Here is a 15,284-nt window from a genome sequence, read left to right as displayed (position 1 = left end):
AGTCCTCCATGCCTGAGAACACCCGACGTGCCCGTGATGAATCTTTCTGGCAGACTTTCGCCGACCGCTACGACCTGGAACCCGGCCCGGTCAATCTGGAAAACGGCTACTTCGGACGCATGTCGCGCACGGTGGTCGAGGAATATCAGCGCAACATCGAGTTCATCAATCGCAGCAACTCGGTCTATGTGCGCCAGCGCTTCGAGCAGCATGAAGGCCTGACGATTCGCGCGGCGGTTGCCGAATTGATCAAGGTGCCTGACGACACCGTCGCCCTCACCCGCAACGCTACCGACGGCCTGCAATCGCTGATCCGCAATTACAACCTGCTCAAGCCAGGTGATCAGGTGCTGATCTGCGATCTGGAATACGACACGGTCAAAAGCGCCATGCGCTGGCTGGCGCGCAACCGTGGCGCCGATATCATCGAAATCGAGCACGCCCATCCCGCCACCTACGACGGCCTGCTGAATACGTACCGCGACATCTTCGCGCGTCATCCGCGCCTTAAATTGATGGCGCTGACCCACGTCACGCATCGCACCGGGCTGGTCATGCCGGTGCAAGCCATTGCCGCGGCCGCTAAAGAGCACGGCATCGATGTGATCCTCGACGGTGCGCACGCATTGGGCCAGATCGAATTCAACCTCGATGAGCTGGGTATCGCGTTCGCCGGTTTTAATCTGCACAAATGGATCGGGTCGCCACTGACTCTGGGATTTATTTACATCGCCCGCGAGCGCCTCGACGACATCGACCCGGACATGGCCGAGACGCATTACCCGATCAGCGATATTCGCGCCCGCACACCCCACAGCACCCCCAACATCCCGGCGTTGCTGACCCTGCCGTTAGTGCTCGAAGAACATCGGGCCATGGGCGCTGCAACGGCGAAGGGCGCAAGGCTCAACTACATGCGTGATCTATGGGTCAGCGCAGTCCGTGAGTTGCCGGGCATCGAAGTCCTCACGCCGGACGATCCACGCCTGTATTGCGGCATCACCGCCATGCGCTTCACCCGGCATGACGATCAGCAGGTCATGGTCGAGCGGCTGCTCAAGGACTACAACCTGTTTACCATCGTGCGCAGCGGTGCGGCCTGTGGGCCGTGTATCCGCATCACGCCGGGGCTCATCAGCAGCGCTGACGATATGCAGCGGCTGAGCAAAGCGCTCGACGAACTGCGCTGAGTTCAGACGGTGTATTTGTCGAAGTCTTCGGGCCGGATCTGCGATGACACCGCGAACGTGTCGATGCCAATGGTCGTGTGCCCGAAGAAGCCATCGTCACTGGAGTCGCGGCCGAGCGTGTGGATGCTCAAGGTCGACGCTTCGCCGCCCATGGCGGCGTAGAAGAAGTCTTGCGCGTTATTGAGTGGGGCAACGCCGCGACCGCTGTACTCCCGAGTGTTGAGCACCGACCTGGACGCCACTTCCGGAAAATATAACTGCCCGACCCACGCCACATGACGTTCTTCCAGATAGTTGTTGCCGGCGGTGATGCGCACTGCGACGTGAATGTGCAGCGCCCGGCCGGCATAGAAACCGGGGTAGATGGTGGTGAAGCGTACGATGCCATTGCTGTCGGTGAACTGCCCGCCACGCAGGTAGGTATCGTCATCGGTGCGCGGGATGGAGCCGATGGCCTCGACATCGACTTCCTCGTCCGGATTGATTTTGCTCCAGCCGGAATACGCGCCGCGGGCGTTGCAATGCCAGATATCGACGATCGCCCCCGTGACAGGCTGGCCAGTCATTGCATCGACTATTTTCAGGCGCAGCACGAGCGGGATGCCATCCATGCCTTCGCTGATGTTGCGTCTGATGAGTTTGGAATTTCGAAAGTAAGGGCCGGCGATTTGCTCGGGTGACAGCAGATAAGCGGGAAGTGCGGCAGGTAGCGAATTGATGGCGTTCATGTGTTGATCTCTTCCATAAGATGGAAGCAGATTAGCGCCGCACGGCGGGCGGGGGGCGTTAACTGTGTATCGCAAAATGTCGGTCCTACGGTCGTTAGATCTACGGGCAAAAAAAAACGGTGCACCGACCAAGCGCACCGTTAAAGCCGTAGAACACACAACGAAGTGTCGGTTGAAGCGATCAGTCCAGCAGCGCCAGGGCCTCGGCGGTGCATTCCTGAATGCGGGTCCAGTCGCCGTTCTTGATCCACTCCGGATCAAGCATCCAGCTACCACCCACGCACATGACGTTTTTCAGCGCCATGTAGCTTTTGATGTTGGCCGGGCTGACGCCACCGGTCGGGCAGAATTTTACTTCACCGAACGGGCCGCCCAGTGCCTTGATGGCTGCGACGCCACCGCTGACTTCCGCCGGGAACAACTTGAAGCGGCGATAGCCCAGACCGTAGCCTTCCATGATGCCGGATGCATTGCTGATCCCTGGCAACAGCGGAATCGGGCTGTCGACGCTGGCTTCGAGCAGGTCACGGGTGATGCCAGGCGTGACGATGAACTGCGAACCTGCCGCTTCGGCTGCGGCGAGCATGTTGCGGTCAAGCACGGTGCCGGCACCGGTCATCAGTTCCGGACGTTGTTCGCGCAGAATCTGAATCGCCTTGAGCCCGTATTGCGAACGCAACGTCACTTCCAGCGCAGTCAGGCCACCGGCCGCCAGGGCATCGGCCAGCGGCAGAATGTCCTGCTCGCGGGCGATGGTGATCACCGGCAGAATCCGCGCCTTGGCACAGAGGCTGTCGATCAGGGCAACTTTATCCGCCATGGAAACGGTCGGGGATGGGTTTGTCATAGCGGCTGATCCTTGGCTCATGGGCACCAGTAAATCTCTAACGTAGGTTGCAGAAACGCGCGAATCGGCATGGCAGCGACGTCGTCGCCGGCCAGAGCGGCGCTCAGGGTGGTCAGTTTGGACTGACCGGAAATCGACAGAACCTTGTGTTTCGCCGAAGCCAGCAGCGCGCGGCTCATGCTCAGGCGCTGGTGCGGTACGGTCGGCGCCAGCATCGGGTAGCAACGACGGCTGCCATCAGCCTTCAACGCGTCGGCCAGGTTCGGGCTGTCGGGAAACAGCGAAGCCGTGTGACCGTCGTCGCCCATGCCGAGAATCAGCACGTCGATCGGTGGCAATTCGCCGAGCAAGCGATCTGCCTGTTCGGCAGCCTGATCGACATTGGCGGTGGCACTGTACAAACTCAAAAACTGTGCTTTGGCAGCCGGACCTTGCAACAGGTAGCGTTTGATCAGGCCGGCATTGCTGTCGGCGTGTTCAACCGGTACCCAGCGCTCATCGGCCAGGCTGATGACCACGTTGGACCAATCCAGTGTCTGTTTCGCCAGATGCTGAAAAAACGCTACCGGGCTGCGTCCACCGGACACCACCAGGGTGGCAGTGCCTTTAGCGTCGATTGCATCGCTCAGTTGCTTGGCCACAGTCAGCGCCAGGCCTTCGGCCAACAACACCGGGCTCTTGAACGCATGAGCACTAACGCCCAGCGGTAATTTCAATTCAGATATCGCCATACCACGACCTCCCATCCCGCGTGATCAGTGCAATGGAACTCATCGGTCCCCAGGACCCGGCCGCATACGGCTTGGGCGCATCGCCGGATTTTTTCCACCCGGCAATCAACTGGTCACACCACTTCCACGCGGCTTCGATTTCATCTTTACGGACAAACAGGTTCTGATTGCCGCGCATCACTTCCAGCAACAAACGCTCGTAGGCATCGGGGATCCGCGCGCTACGCCAGGTGTCGGAAAAATTCAGCTGCAACGGACCGCTGCGCAGCTGCATGCCTTTGTCCAGGCCTTGTTCTTTGGTCATCACGCGCAAGGAAATGCCTTCGTCCGGTTGCAGGCGGATGATCAGCTTGTTGCTGATCTGCAGGCGCTGCTCCGGGGCGAAAATGTAGTGCGACGGTTCCTTGAAGTGGATGACGATCTGCGACAGCTTCTGCGGCATGCGCTTGCCAGTACGCAGGTAAAACGGCACGCCGGCCCAACGCCAGTTGCGAATATCGGCACGCAGGGCGACGAAGGTTTCGGTGTCGCTCTGGGTGTTTGAATTTGGCTCGTCGAGGTAGCCCGGCACCGCTTTGCCTTCGCTGTAACCGGCGATGTACTGGCCGCGCACCACTTGTGTAGTCAAGCCTTCCGGGCTGATCGGCGCCAGTGCCTTGAGCACTTTGACTTTCTCGTCACGAATGCTGTCGGCAGAGAGGTCGGCCGGCGGGTCCATGGCGATCAGGCAAAGCAGCTGCAGCAGGTGATTCTGGATCATGTCGCGCAGCTGGCCGGCCTTGTCGAAATAGCCCCAGCGACCTTCGATGCCAACCTTCTCGGCCACGGTGATTTCCACGTGGGAAATGTAATTCTGGTTCCACTGGGTTTCGAACAGGCTGTTGGCAAATCGCAGGGCGATCAGGTTCTGAACGGTTTCCTTGCCCAGGTAATGGTCGATTCGATAAGTGCGGTTTTCCGGGAAGAACTGCGCCACGGCGTCGTTGACCGTGCGCGAAGACTCCAGGTCCGAACCGATCGGTTTCTCCAGCACAACCCGGGTATTTTCAGCGAGGCCGACCTTCGACAGGTTTTCGCAGATCGCGCCGTATACCGCCGCCGGGGTCGCGAAGTAGGCGATCACCCGCGGGGCAGATCCGGCCGCTTCGGCCAGCGCGACATAATCATCGGCCTTGAGAAAGTCGACGTGCAGATAGCTCAGGCGACCGAGGAAGCGGTCCAGTATTGCTTCGTCCAGCTCCTTTTCACCGACATAGCGGCGCAGCTCGGAGGTGATGAACGCCAGATGCTCCTGCTCGCTGCCAGGCTCACGGGCCAGCGCAATAACACGCGTGTCCTCATGAAGCAGGCCTGCGCCATCAAGCTGGTAAAGCGCAGGAAACAGCTTGCGCAAAGCGAGATCGCCGAGCGCGCCGAACAAGGCAAATGTGCACGGTTCAACCGTAATCGAGGGCATGATGTTTGTTCTTTTATCAAGTTAAGCTACAAATACCTTTTTTCAAGGCATCACTCAAGGGAAAATGTAGTAATAAACACAACATTTACCCAATATGCAGATTCCGAGTGGTGGTCGGTCGGAGCCATCAGTAGGATAGGCCACCGCCACGGGCCACATCAAAGGCCCAATTTGCATAGCAGGGCGTCTTTTTTGTCGGTGAATCAAGGAACAACTATGGACCGCGTGCGAAATCTCCTGGAACAGATCCAGAATCGCCTTGAAGACCTGAACAAGGCTGAACGCAAAGTCGCCGAAGTCATCCTGCTGAACCCGCAGCAGGCCACCCGGTTCAGCATCGCCGCCCTCGCCCAGGCGTCGAAAGTCAGCGAGCCGACGGTCAACCGTTTCTGCCGTTCATTCGGTGTGAGCGGCTACCCGGAACTCAAGTTGCAACTGGCGCAGAGTCTGGCCAGTGGTGCGGCCTATGTCAGCCGTGCGGTCGAGGCCGATGACAATCCGGAAGCGTACACCAAGAAAATTTTCGGCAGCGCCATCGCTTCCCTGGACAGTGCCTTGCAGGCGCTGGACCCGAACCTGATCAGCCGCGCCGTCGACCTGTTGATCCAGGCGCGCCAGATTCACTTTTTCGGCCTCGGCGCCTCAGCCCCGGTAGCACTGGATGCGCAGCACAAATTCTTCCGCTTCAACCTGGCCGTCACCGCCCATGCCGACGTGCTGATGCAGCGCATGATTGCGTCGGTCGCGCATACCGGCGAATTGTTCGTGATCATTTCCTATACCGGACGCACCCGCGAACTGGTGGAAGTGGCGCGCATCGCCCGGGAGAACGGCGCTTCGGTGCTGGGTTTGACCGCCGAGGGATCACCGCTGGCCAAAGCCAGTACGCTCAGCCTGAACATTCCGCTGCCGGAAGACACCGACATTTATATGCCGATGACCTCGCGGATTATTCAGCTGACGGTGCTCGACGTACTCGCGACCGGCATGACCTTGCGCCGTGGCGTGGATTTCCAGCCGCATCTGCGCAAGATCAAAGAGAGTCTGAATGCCAGCCGGTATCCGGTGGGGGATGAGTTTAACTAGCACCTTCGTTGCCTGACCCGGCCTCATCGCGAGCAGGCTCACTCCCACAGTGGATCTCCATTGGTCGCAACATTTGTGACCACCACAAATCCTTGTGGGAGTGAGCCTGCTCGCGATGGCGGCCGCACGACACTGCTGATCCTGAGCTAAACCCCAACTCGCGCCTGTAAACTCAAATGCGCTTTCTGCCCCGGCGCCAGACTCAAACTGACTAGCCCCTTCGTTGCCTGACCCGGCCTCATCGCGAGCAGGCTCGCTCCCACAGTGGATCTCCATTGGTCGCGACATTTGTGACCACCACAAATCCTTGTGGGAGCGAGCCTGCTCGCGATGGCAGCCGCTACAACACTGCTGATCCTGAGCTAAACGCCAACCCGCGCCTGCAAGCTCAAATGCGCTTTCTGCCCCGGTGCCAGACTCAAACTGACTAGCCCCTTCGTTGCCTGACCCGGCCTCATCGCGAGCAGGCTCGCTCCTACAGTGATCTCCATTGGTCGCGACATTTGTGACCACCACAAATCCTTGTGGGAGCGAGCCTGCTCGCGATGGCAGCCGCTACAACACTGCCGATCCTAAGCTAAACACCAACCCGCGCCTGCAAGCTCAAATGCGCTTTCTGCCCCGGCGCCAGACTCCGACTGACTAGCCCCTTCGTTGCCTGACCTCATCGCGAGCAGGCTCACTCCCACAGTGGATCTCCATTGGTCGCGACATTTGTGACCACCACAAATCCTTGTGGGAGCGGGCTTGCCCGCGAAGGGGCCAGTCGCAACACCGCTCATCCTGAGCTAAACCCCAACTCGCGCCTGTAAACTCAAATGCGCTTTCTGCCCCGGCGCCAGACTCAGACTGTCAGTCCCGCCGCTCGCCGCTTCCACGCAGACGAACTCTGAAATCTCGTTCCAGCTCACTCCCAGCAACGGCCGCGTACCGGGGTGCCAGACCACCGTGTCGCCATCGTCGCCGGTATCGATACACAATTCGCGCTGCCAGGCATGATCCTTGAGCTGCAATTCACCGTCATGCTGGAACACCCGCTGACATCCGCCCTCCACCCGCAACTCGCCTTCCTGCTGACACGCCTGCCGATTCAATTGGTCGTAACCCTGCGCGCCGTCGAGCCCAGACAGCGCTACCTCACCGACATCACCAATACGCCAATAGGCGTGCAAGGCCTGACTCAATTGGCACGGCAGGCTGTCCTGATGCTCGGTGCTCAGGCGCAATTCCATGCGTTCGCCAAGATGCGCATGCAGATCCACCTGCCAATCACACAGTTGTAATTGCCAGTGCAGGCGCACGCCCTCCTCGTCTTCGCTGCTGTCCATCAGCTTCCAGTCGAGTAGCCGCGCCCAGCCATGGGACGGCCAGGCGTTTTCGCTCGGATGGCGGCCATACCACGGCCAACACACCGGCACGCCACCGCGAATGGCGCCTACATGTGGCCATTTAGCCGCGCACCACAGCCAGGGCTTTTGACCCCGTGGTTGGAAGTGCAACAACTGCGCGCCCTGCCGACTGAACACCGCCTGACACCGCGGATGCTCGATCACCAGCACATCGCGCAACTGATAGCGCTCCCACGCAAACACCGGACGTGCACGCAAGGATTTGAAGAAGCGTTGGAGCGGATGCTCATGCATGTGCCACTGTCCTGAAAATCATCGGGTGCGCCAGCCCAAAAAAAAGCGGACAGCCTTGGCCGTCCGCAAAAAATGCGCACATAGAGAGGAGCTTATCGCAACAGCGTTAGAACACCGACTGAATTTTCAGGCCGGCAACGATCGCGTCGTCCACCTGATCAACCCCGCCCGGGTGCTTCACGTATTGCAGGTTGGGACGCACGGTCAGCCAGTTAGTAACGTGGAAACCATAGTTGATTTCAGCGTTGTACTCGGTGTCCTGGATCGGCAGGAAGCTTGGATTGTCGTAGTCGTCAATACCGTTTACGCCGTTGATCAGCTTGCGGTTTTTCTGGGCATCTTCGTTGACGTGAATCCGTGCGATACCGATGCCGACGTCGTCTTTCGGACGGGCGTTGAAAGGACCTTTGTAGGTCAACATCAGGTTCTGATAGTTATCGACCGTGTTGGTTTCCTTGTCATGGAAGGTGGCGTTGGCAGCGATGCTCAGACCACGGCTCTTGTCGCCGTTGTGGTCGGTCAGCTGCTGCTGCGCAACGAACCAGTAGCCGGATTTGCTGCTGTGGCTGCGGTAAGCGTCGCCGCTGATAGCCGCATCATTGCCGTTGTCGTCCTCACGAACGTCATCGGCCTTGGCGGTACTTTTGTAGTAACCAACGCGGTATTCACCGGGCAGGCTGTTGACGTTCGGCGACCAGACCAACTCGACCGGAATGATGGTGCCTTTGGTGCCGCTGCCGCTGAGCTTGAAGCCGTTGCCGGTTTCCAGCTGCGAGGGGTTCTGGTTGTATGCACCGATCTGCGCGTAGAGCTCGTCGTTGATGTTGTACTTCACGCGGATCGCGGCCTGGCTGACCGGCCAGTTGTACCAGATGCCGCCGACCCAGTTACCCACTTGCGAGCCGCAGAACGCCAGGTTCTGGAAGTCGCACGGGAAGCTGTTGAAGTCTTCGCCTTCACCGAAGTAACCGGCCTTCACATCGAGTGCGCCGTCGAAGTATTTCTGTTTGACCCACAACTGCGTCAGACGCCAGGTCTGGCCACGGCCCCAGACTTCCTGCGAGGAACTGAAAGTGCCGGCACGCGGATCGCCGATGCGGTCGTTGGAAATGTTGCGACCACTACGTTCGGTGATCGCCAGTTTGAATTCGGCATCGTTCCAGCCGAAGATTTTTTCCAGGTCCAGTTTTGCACCGAAGGCAAACTGGTCGCTGTAGCGCGCGGTGGTGTCGTCGTTGTAACCGCCCTTGAGGTTGGAGCCGACTTCGCCGACGTACTCGATCTGGAAGTCATAACCCGCATCAATCAGCTTGGTCCGTTCACCACCCCAATCGCCCGTCATCCATTTCGATTCCGGACTGAACGCCTCTGCAGCGTGCACGCCGCCCGCCAGTGTCATTGCCGCAATCGCCGACAACTGGCAGATCAATTGGGCGTTGTTGTTCTTCTTCATCCCTACATCCTCGTTTTATTGTTATTAACTGTTTTTATCTAACGCGGTTTACATCGGTTGCGGCAGTGTTTCCATCCACCACGAATTTCTCTGGGCGATTCCCTTTGTGGGAGCGAGCCTGCTCGCGAAAGCGGGGTATCAGACAACTTCTTTGCTGAATGCCAGACCGTATTCGCAAGCAGGCTCGCTCCCACATTGACCGCCCACCCTGTTTGATCTTCAGCGGCCCTTGAACTGGGTCACGTTGGCAGCGTGAATCTCAGGTTGCGCTTGGCCCGCAACGCCCAAACGCTCCCCGGTCTTGGCATCGAACAGCAGCACTTTCGATGGATCGAACTGCAAGGTCAGCGTCTCGCCCACAGCCGGCGCCACATCCGGCGCCAGGCGGCAGCAGACCTTGGTGTCGTTGAGATTGACGAACACCAGCGTGTCGGGGCCGGTCGGCTCGGTGACCTGCACTTCCGCGCGAATGGTCGGCAAACCATTCGGCTCGCCAGCCGCGAGCACGATCTGCTCCGGGCGCATGCCTAGAATCACTTCGCGGTCTTCGAGCCCGGCGTCCTGCATGCCCAGCGGCAATTCGCAACGCGCCTGCCCACTGTCGAGTAGCGCCATCAGGCGACCCTCCTTGCGTTGCAGCCGCAGAGGAATGAAGTTCATCGGCGGCGAACCGATGAAGCTCGCCACGAACAGGTTGGCCGGGTTGTTGTAGATGTCCTTTGGCGTGCCGAACTGCTGAATGATTCCGTCCTTCATCACCGCCACTTTGTCGCCCAGCGTCATGGCTTCTATCTGGTCGTGGGTCACGTAGACCGTGGTGGTTTTCAGACGCTGGTGCATCAGTTTCATTTCGGTGCGCATCTCGACACGCAATTTGGCGTCGAGGTTGGACAGCGGTTCGTCGAACAGATAAATCTTTGGTCGACGCGCCAGCGCTCGGCCCATGGCCACACGCTGTTGCTGACCACCGGAGAGCTGGCCCGGCTTGCGGTTCAACAGATGTTCGATCTGCAAAAGCTTGGCGACACGAGCGACTTCTTCGTCGATGTCGGCGGCCGGCATCTTGCGGATCTTCAGGCCGAACGCGATGTTGTCACGCACACTCATGGTCGGGTACAGCGCGTAAGACTGGAACACCATGGCGATGTCACGATCCTTCGGGCTCATGCCGCTGATGTCGGCGTCGTCCACCAGAATCGCGCCGCCACTGATAGTTTCCAGACCGGCAATGCAGTTCATCAGTGTCGATTTACCGCAACCGGACGGGCCGACCAGAATCAGGAATTCACCGTCGTCGATTTTCAGTTCGATGTTTTTCAGGGTGTCCGGCAAACCGGCGCCGTAGGTCTTGTTGACGTTGCGTAATTCGAGAGTTGCCATGTTCTACCCCTTGACCGCGCCGGCCGTCAGCCCACGCAGGAAATACTTGCCAGCGAATATGTAGACCAGCAGTGTCGGCAGCCCGGCGATCATCGCGGCGGCCATATCAACGTTGTATTCCTTGGCCCCGGTGCTGGTGTTGACCAGGTTGTTGAGGGCCACGGTAATTGGCTGGGCGTCGCCACTGGCGAAGACCACGCCGAACAGAAAGTCATTCCAGATTTGCGTGAACTGCCAGATCAGGCAGACCATCACGATCGGGATCGACATCGGCAGCAGGATCTTCCAGAAAATCGTGAAGAAGCCCGCGCCATCCAGACGCGCCGCCTTGACCAGCGCATCCGGAATGCTCACGTAGTAGTTGCGGAAAAACAGCGTGGTGAACGCCAGGCCGTAAACCACGTGGACCAGTACCAGGCCGGTGGTGGTGTTGGCCAAACCGAACTTGCCGAGGGTGAATGAAGCCGGCAGCAGAACGGTCTGGAACGGCAGGAAGCAGCCGAACAGCAACAGACCGAAAAACAATTGCGAACCACGGAAGCGCCACATCGACAGCACGTAGCCGTTCATTGCACCGATGAAGGTGGAAATCAGCACGGCGGGCACGGTGATTTTCACCGAGTTCCAGAAATAGCTGCCGACGCTGTCCCAAGCCTTGATCCAGCCAATGCCGTCGATCACTTGCGGCCAGCTCAGCAGGTTGCCGGTGCGGATGTCTTCCGGGGTTTTGAAACTGGTCAGCAGCATGACGACCAACGGGATCAGATAGATCGCCGCGGCCAGCAACAACGTTGCGTAGATCGCGACGCGGCTGAAGCTGAGCGCCGGTTTTCCGAGTTGATTACTCATGTCGTTTGCCCCGCAGCTCGGAGTACAGGTACGGCACCAGAATCGCCAGGATCGCGCCGAGCATCATCATGGCGCTGGCGGAGCCAATACCCATCTGGCCGCGACTGAAGGTGAAGGAGTACATGAACATCGCCGGCAGGTCGGAGGAATAACCCGGACCACCTGCGGTCATCGCCGCCACCAGGTCGAAGCTTTTGATCGCAATGTGCGCGAGGATCATGAAAGCGCTGAAGAACACCGGACGTAGGCTCGGCAGCACGATCTTCATATAGATAGTCGGCAGGCTCGCGCCGTCCACCTGCGCGGCACGGATGATCGATTGATCGACCCCGCGCAGGCCGGCCAGGAACATCGCCATGACAAACCCCGAGGCTTGCCACACGGCAGCGATCACCAGGCAGTACACCACGCGATCCTGATCCACCAGCCAGTCGAGACGGAAGCCTTCCCAGCCCCAGTCGCGCAGCATTTTGTCCAGGCCAAGGCCGGGGTTGAGCAGCCACTTCCACGCGGTACCAGTAACGATCATCGAGAGCGCCATCGGGTACAGGTAAACCGTGCGGATGAATCCTTCCTTGCGGATGCGCTGATCGAGCAGCACGGCAAGGAATACGCCCAGCACCAGGCTGATGCCGATGAACATGCCGCCGAACAGTGCGAGGTTTTTGCTCGCGACCCACCAGCGATCGTTGTCCATCAGGCGCATGTATTGCTGCAGGCCGACCCACTTGTAGCTCGGCATGAAGCTGGAATTGGTGAAGGACAGGACGAATGTCCAGATGATGTAACCGTAAAAACCAACCAACACGATGAGCATGCTTGGCGCGAGTACCAACTTGGGTAACCAGCGTTGCAGCGCATCGAACGGTGAGGCTTTGCTTAAAACCGCCACAGAGCTCATCGGGATAATCCAGGTGGAGAGAAATTGGGGCCGTACAGTGATCCCATGTAGGAGCGAGCCTGCTCGCGATGGAGTGTCAGTCGACATTTATATAGCTGACACACCATCGCGAGCAGGCTCACTCCTACAGAGGGTCACTCATTGTCAGATTACTGCGCAGCTTTGATAGCCGACGCCAGTTGACCGCTGGCCTTGGCCGGGTCTGCATCTTTATCGTTCATGAAGTTGGTGACCACGTCGAAGATCGCGCCTTGCACGGCCAGGGAAGTGGCCATGTTGTGCGCCATGCTTGGCTGCAGGCCGCCGGTTTTCTCGTCTGCCAGAAAGTCCTTGGCAGCTGTTTGTGCGCAGGAATCGAAGCCAAGTGCGCTCATGTCGTTAAGCATGTCGGTGCGCACCGGGATCGAGCCTTTGTTGATGCTGAAGACTTTCTGGAAGTCTTTGCCCAGAGCGACCTTGGCCAGGTCCTGTTGAGCGGCGATATCGCCCTTGCGATCAGCCTTGAGCTTGAACACGGCCAGCGAATCGATGTTGTAGGTGAAGGCTTTCTCGGTGCCTGGGAATGGCACGCACTGGTAATCCTTGCCGGCCACTTTACCGGCAGCGGTCCATTCGCTTTTCGCCCAGTCGCCCATCATCTGCATACCGGCCTTGCCGTTGATGACGTCGGCGGCAGCGATGTTCCAGTCACGCCCGGCGCGGTTCTGGTCCATATAACCGGTGAGTTTTTTCAGCTCGGTGAACGCTTTGGTCATCTCCGGCCCGGAGAGGGTTTTCTGATCGAGGTCGACCAAGGCTTTCTTGTAACCGTCGGCGCCCATGACCGAGAGCACGATGTCTTCAAACACGGTGCTGTCCTGCCACGGTTGGCCACCGTGGGCCAGAGCGATGAAACCGGCAGCCTTCAGCTTGTCGCCGGCGGCATAAAATTCTTCGAGGGTGGTCGGGGCTTTGTCGATCCCGGCTTTCTTGAATACTTGCGGGTTGATCCACAGCCAGTTGACGCGGTGAATGTTCACCGGAACAGCGACGTAATCGCCTTCGTACTTGACGGTATCGGAGACTTTTTTGATCAGCAGGTTATCCCAGCCTTCAGCCTTGGCGACGTCGGTGAGGGTATCGGTGCTGAGCAGGCCGGTGCTGCCCCATTCCTGGATGTCCGGGCCTTTGATCTGGGCGACGCCCGGCGGGTTACCGGCCACTGCGCGGCTTTTCAATACGGTCATGGCCGTGGAGCCACCACCGCCGGCCACTGCGCCGTCCTTCCAGGTGAAGCCGTCTTTTTCGACCTGGGCCTTGAGCACATCGACCGCTGCTTTTTCACCACCCGATGTCCACCAGTGAACGACTTCCACGGATCCTTTGGATTCGGCGGCAAGCACACTGAGAGGAAGCGCAGAGAGGGAGGCGAGAGAAATGACAGTAGCGAGGCGAGAAATCGCGTTCATCTGGAAGTACCTTTCTTGTTGTTATGCATGCAAGTCTGGTGCTTGCGCTGCACGGATTCTAAACAGGAGTCATCCCTTCGCAGGTAACGAAGGGACGCGTGAATGTCACAGCATGGTTACATAGAACCGCTCTGGCACAACCTTGCCAAGGCACTGGCCATGCTCGGCGCCAGTGGCAGACGCGGGATCAACAGCGCTTGCCAGGCGTGATACAGGTCAGGCTTGCCGGCCCAGATATCCGCGCTCGGTTGGTTGAGCGGATCAAGTTCGTGGTGCCAGCTGCCATCGCAGCGATCGATGAAATATTGCTCGCAGAAATCCCAGAACAGTCGATACCAGGCTTCGTATTGAGCACCGCCTGTACGCTTCAATAAGGCGCTGGCTGCGGCGCTGGCTTCGCAATGGGTCCAGTGCAGACGATGGCGAACCACCGCGCGATTGTCCCAGTCGAGGGTGTAGACAATTCCCGGCGCGCCGTCGATGTTCCAGGCGTGCCGGCAGTTGTTGTCGAACAGCTTTTGCGCGTCGGTGGCCAGCCAGCCGGGCGTCAGCATGCCGGCCCGCACCCGCGACGCTTCGAGGTGCAGCAACAGCCGCGCCCATTCGAAACCATGGCCTGGCGTAGTGCCGTAGGGACGGAAACCGTCGGCCGGGTTGTCGCGGTTGTAGTCGCGCAACGGGTTCCAGTCGCGGTCGAAATGTTCGACCACCAGGTAATCATTGGCGGCGGCGTGGCCGTGGATCACGCGCTCGACGATACGCTGCGCACGGCTCAGCCAGTGATTGTCTTCGGTGACATCGGCCAAAGCGAGAAAGGCTTCGGTGGCGTGCATGTTGCTGTTGGCGCCGCGGTAGCTTTCTTCTTCACTCCAGTCACGATTGAAGGATTCGCGCATCGCGCCCTCCTCCTCACTCCAGAACCAGGTGTCGATGATGTCGATGGCGTCATCCAGCAACGCTTGGGCACCGGGGCGTTGCGCGACCACAGCGGAACTCGCGGCGAGTGCGACGAACGCGTGCAGGTAGGCGTTCTTGCCGGTGTTGCCGTCGCGGTGCTCGGCGGTGGCGAACCAGCCCCCGTGCACAGCGTCGCGCAACGGCCCGCGCAGGGCCTGAATGCCGTGGTCGACCAGCTCGGCAAAACCCGGCAAGCCCTGAATGTGAGCCATGGCAAAGCTGTGCGTCATGCGCGCGGTGTTCATGGTTTCGGCGTGGGCGTTGGGCGGGAGCCGGCCCTTTTCATCGAGATTGCCGAAGCCTTCCGCAAGCTTCGATGCCTTGGCGAAGTCCAGCAGGCGCAAGCCCTCGATGGCGAGCCATTGCTGGTGGGCAGGTGCGTTCAGCCAACTGCTGAAGTCCGGATTGAAGGAGTCCATGAGGTGCCTGTTTTTGTTGTTATGACTGAGGGGCAGTCTAAACAACGGGCAGTGGCGAGCTTGTAACGAAGCGGGCAGGTTTTGTCACTGGCCTGTGACATTCAGCCCGATCCTGAAGTGAGCGATGACCTGTGGCGAGGGGCTTGCCCCCGTTGAGTGGCGCAGCAGTCGTAAAATCTGCGACCTGATTTTTACA

General features: G+C 59.2%; 13 protein-coding genes. 2 read left to right on the top strand and 11 right to left on the bottom strand.

Annotated elements, in window-relative coordinates; genetic code table 11:
* Nucleotides 1-8 precede the first annotated feature (8 nt).
* On the top strand, nucleotides 9-1,190 hold the full coding sequence (locus tag ACYZTS_RS13790; protein WP_461989851.1) for an aminotransferase class V-fold PLP-dependent enzyme: 1,182 nt from the start codon (nucleotides 9-11) through the stop codon (nucleotides 1,188-1,190).
* A gap of 2 nt (nucleotides 1,191-1,192) precedes the next feature.
* On the opposite strand, the gene ACYZTS_RS13785 is transcribed toward ACYZTS_RS13790, so the two are convergent.
* The 4 genes from ACYZTS_RS13785 to zwf all read right to left on the bottom strand — a co-directional run bounded on the left by ACYZTS_RS13785 (nucleotide 1,193) and on the right by zwf (nucleotide 4,952).
* Nucleotides 1,193-1,918, bottom strand: a complete 726-nt coding sequence (locus ACYZTS_RS13785) for an intradiol ring-cleavage dioxygenase (RefSeq protein WP_461989849.1) — start codon at nucleotides 1,916-1,918, stop codon at nucleotides 1,193-1,195.
* A gap of 181 nt (nucleotides 1,919-2,099) precedes the next feature.
* Nucleotides 2,100-2,765 (bottom strand): bifunctional 4-hydroxy-2-oxoglutarate aldolase/2-dehydro-3-deoxy-phosphogluconate aldolase, encoded by a 666-nt coding sequence (locus tag ACYZTS_RS13780; protein WP_461989847.1) that lies wholly within the window; start codon nucleotides 2,763-2,765, stop codon nucleotides 2,100-2,102.
* A gap of 17 nt (nucleotides 2,766-2,782) precedes the next feature.
* A complete protein-coding gene (pgl, locus tag ACYZTS_RS13775) occupies nucleotides 2,783-3,496 on the bottom strand; it encodes a 6-phosphogluconolactonase (RefSeq protein WP_461989845.1) in 714 nt (237 codons plus the stop codon).
* A complete protein-coding gene (gene zwf / locus ACYZTS_RS13770) occupies nucleotides 3,483-4,952 on the bottom strand; it encodes a glucose-6-phosphate dehydrogenase (RefSeq protein WP_461989843.1) in 1,470 nt (489 codons plus the stop codon). The genes pgl and zwf overlap by 14 nt, the downstream gene beginning before the upstream one ends.
* Before the next feature lie 225 nt (nucleotides 4,953-5,177).
* Between zwf and ACYZTS_RS13765 the strand changes: the two genes are divergently transcribed.
* Nucleotides 5,178-6,038: a MurR/RpiR family transcriptional regulator gene (locus ACYZTS_RS13765; protein WP_175649041.1), complete on the top strand. Its 861-nt coding sequence runs from the start codon at nucleotides 5,178-5,180 to the stop codon at nucleotides 6,036-6,038.
* A gap of 788 nt (nucleotides 6,039-6,826) precedes the next feature.
* Here ACYZTS_RS13765 and ACYZTS_RS13760 read toward each other — a convergent pair.
* The 7 genes from ACYZTS_RS13760 to ACYZTS_RS13730 all read right to left on the bottom strand — a co-directional run bounded on the left by ACYZTS_RS13760 (nucleotide 6,827) and on the right by ACYZTS_RS13730 (nucleotide 15,088).
* Nucleotides 6,827-7,681, bottom strand: coding sequence for a D-hexose-6-phosphate mutarotase (locus tag ACYZTS_RS13760; RefSeq protein ID WP_028623007.1), 855 nt, complete (start codon nucleotides 7,679-7,681; stop codon nucleotides 6,827-6,829).
* A gap of 106 nt (nucleotides 7,682-7,787) precedes the next feature.
* Entirely contained in the window at nucleotides 7,788-9,134 is a 1,347-nt protein-coding gene (locus tag ACYZTS_RS13755) for a carbohydrate porin (RefSeq protein WP_028623008.1), read from the bottom strand.
* Between the two features lie 219 nt (nucleotides 9,135-9,353).
* Complete coding sequence (locus ACYZTS_RS13750) at nucleotides 9,354-10,514, bottom strand: ABC transporter ATP-binding protein (RefSeq protein ID WP_461989841.1); 1,161 nt, start codon at nucleotides 10,512-10,514, stop codon at nucleotides 9,354-9,356.
* A gap of 3 nt (nucleotides 10,515-10,517) precedes the next feature.
* On the bottom strand, nucleotides 10,518-11,363 hold the full coding sequence (locus ACYZTS_RS13745) for a carbohydrate ABC transporter permease (RefSeq protein ID WP_461989839.1): 846 nt from the start codon (nucleotides 11,361-11,363) through the stop codon (nucleotides 10,518-10,520).
* Complete coding sequence (locus ACYZTS_RS13740; RefSeq protein WP_028623011.1) at nucleotides 11,356-12,264, bottom strand: carbohydrate ABC transporter permease; 909 nt, start codon at nucleotides 12,262-12,264, stop codon at nucleotides 11,356-11,358. Before ACYZTS_RS13740 ends, ACYZTS_RS13745 begins: the two co-directional genes overlap by 8 nt.
* A 149-nt stretch (nucleotides 12,265-12,413) precedes the next feature.
* Nucleotides 12,414-13,712, bottom strand: a complete 1,299-nt coding sequence (locus tag ACYZTS_RS13735) for an ABC transporter substrate-binding protein (protein ID WP_028623012.1) — start codon at nucleotides 13,710-13,712, stop codon at nucleotides 12,414-12,416.
* A 116-nt stretch (nucleotides 13,713-13,828) separates the two neighbouring features.
* Nucleotides 13,829-15,088, bottom strand: coding sequence for a D-mannose isomerase (locus ACYZTS_RS13730; protein WP_461989837.1), 1,260 nt, complete (start codon nucleotides 15,086-15,088; stop codon nucleotides 13,829-13,831).
* Nucleotides 15,089-15,284 lie beyond the last annotated feature (196 nt).

It is taken from the genome of Pseudomonas sp. TMB3-21 (assembly GCF_054898145.1).
The sequence above is the reverse complement of the archived record's forward strand: the minus strand, read 5'-3'. Positions and strand labels throughout refer to the sequence as shown.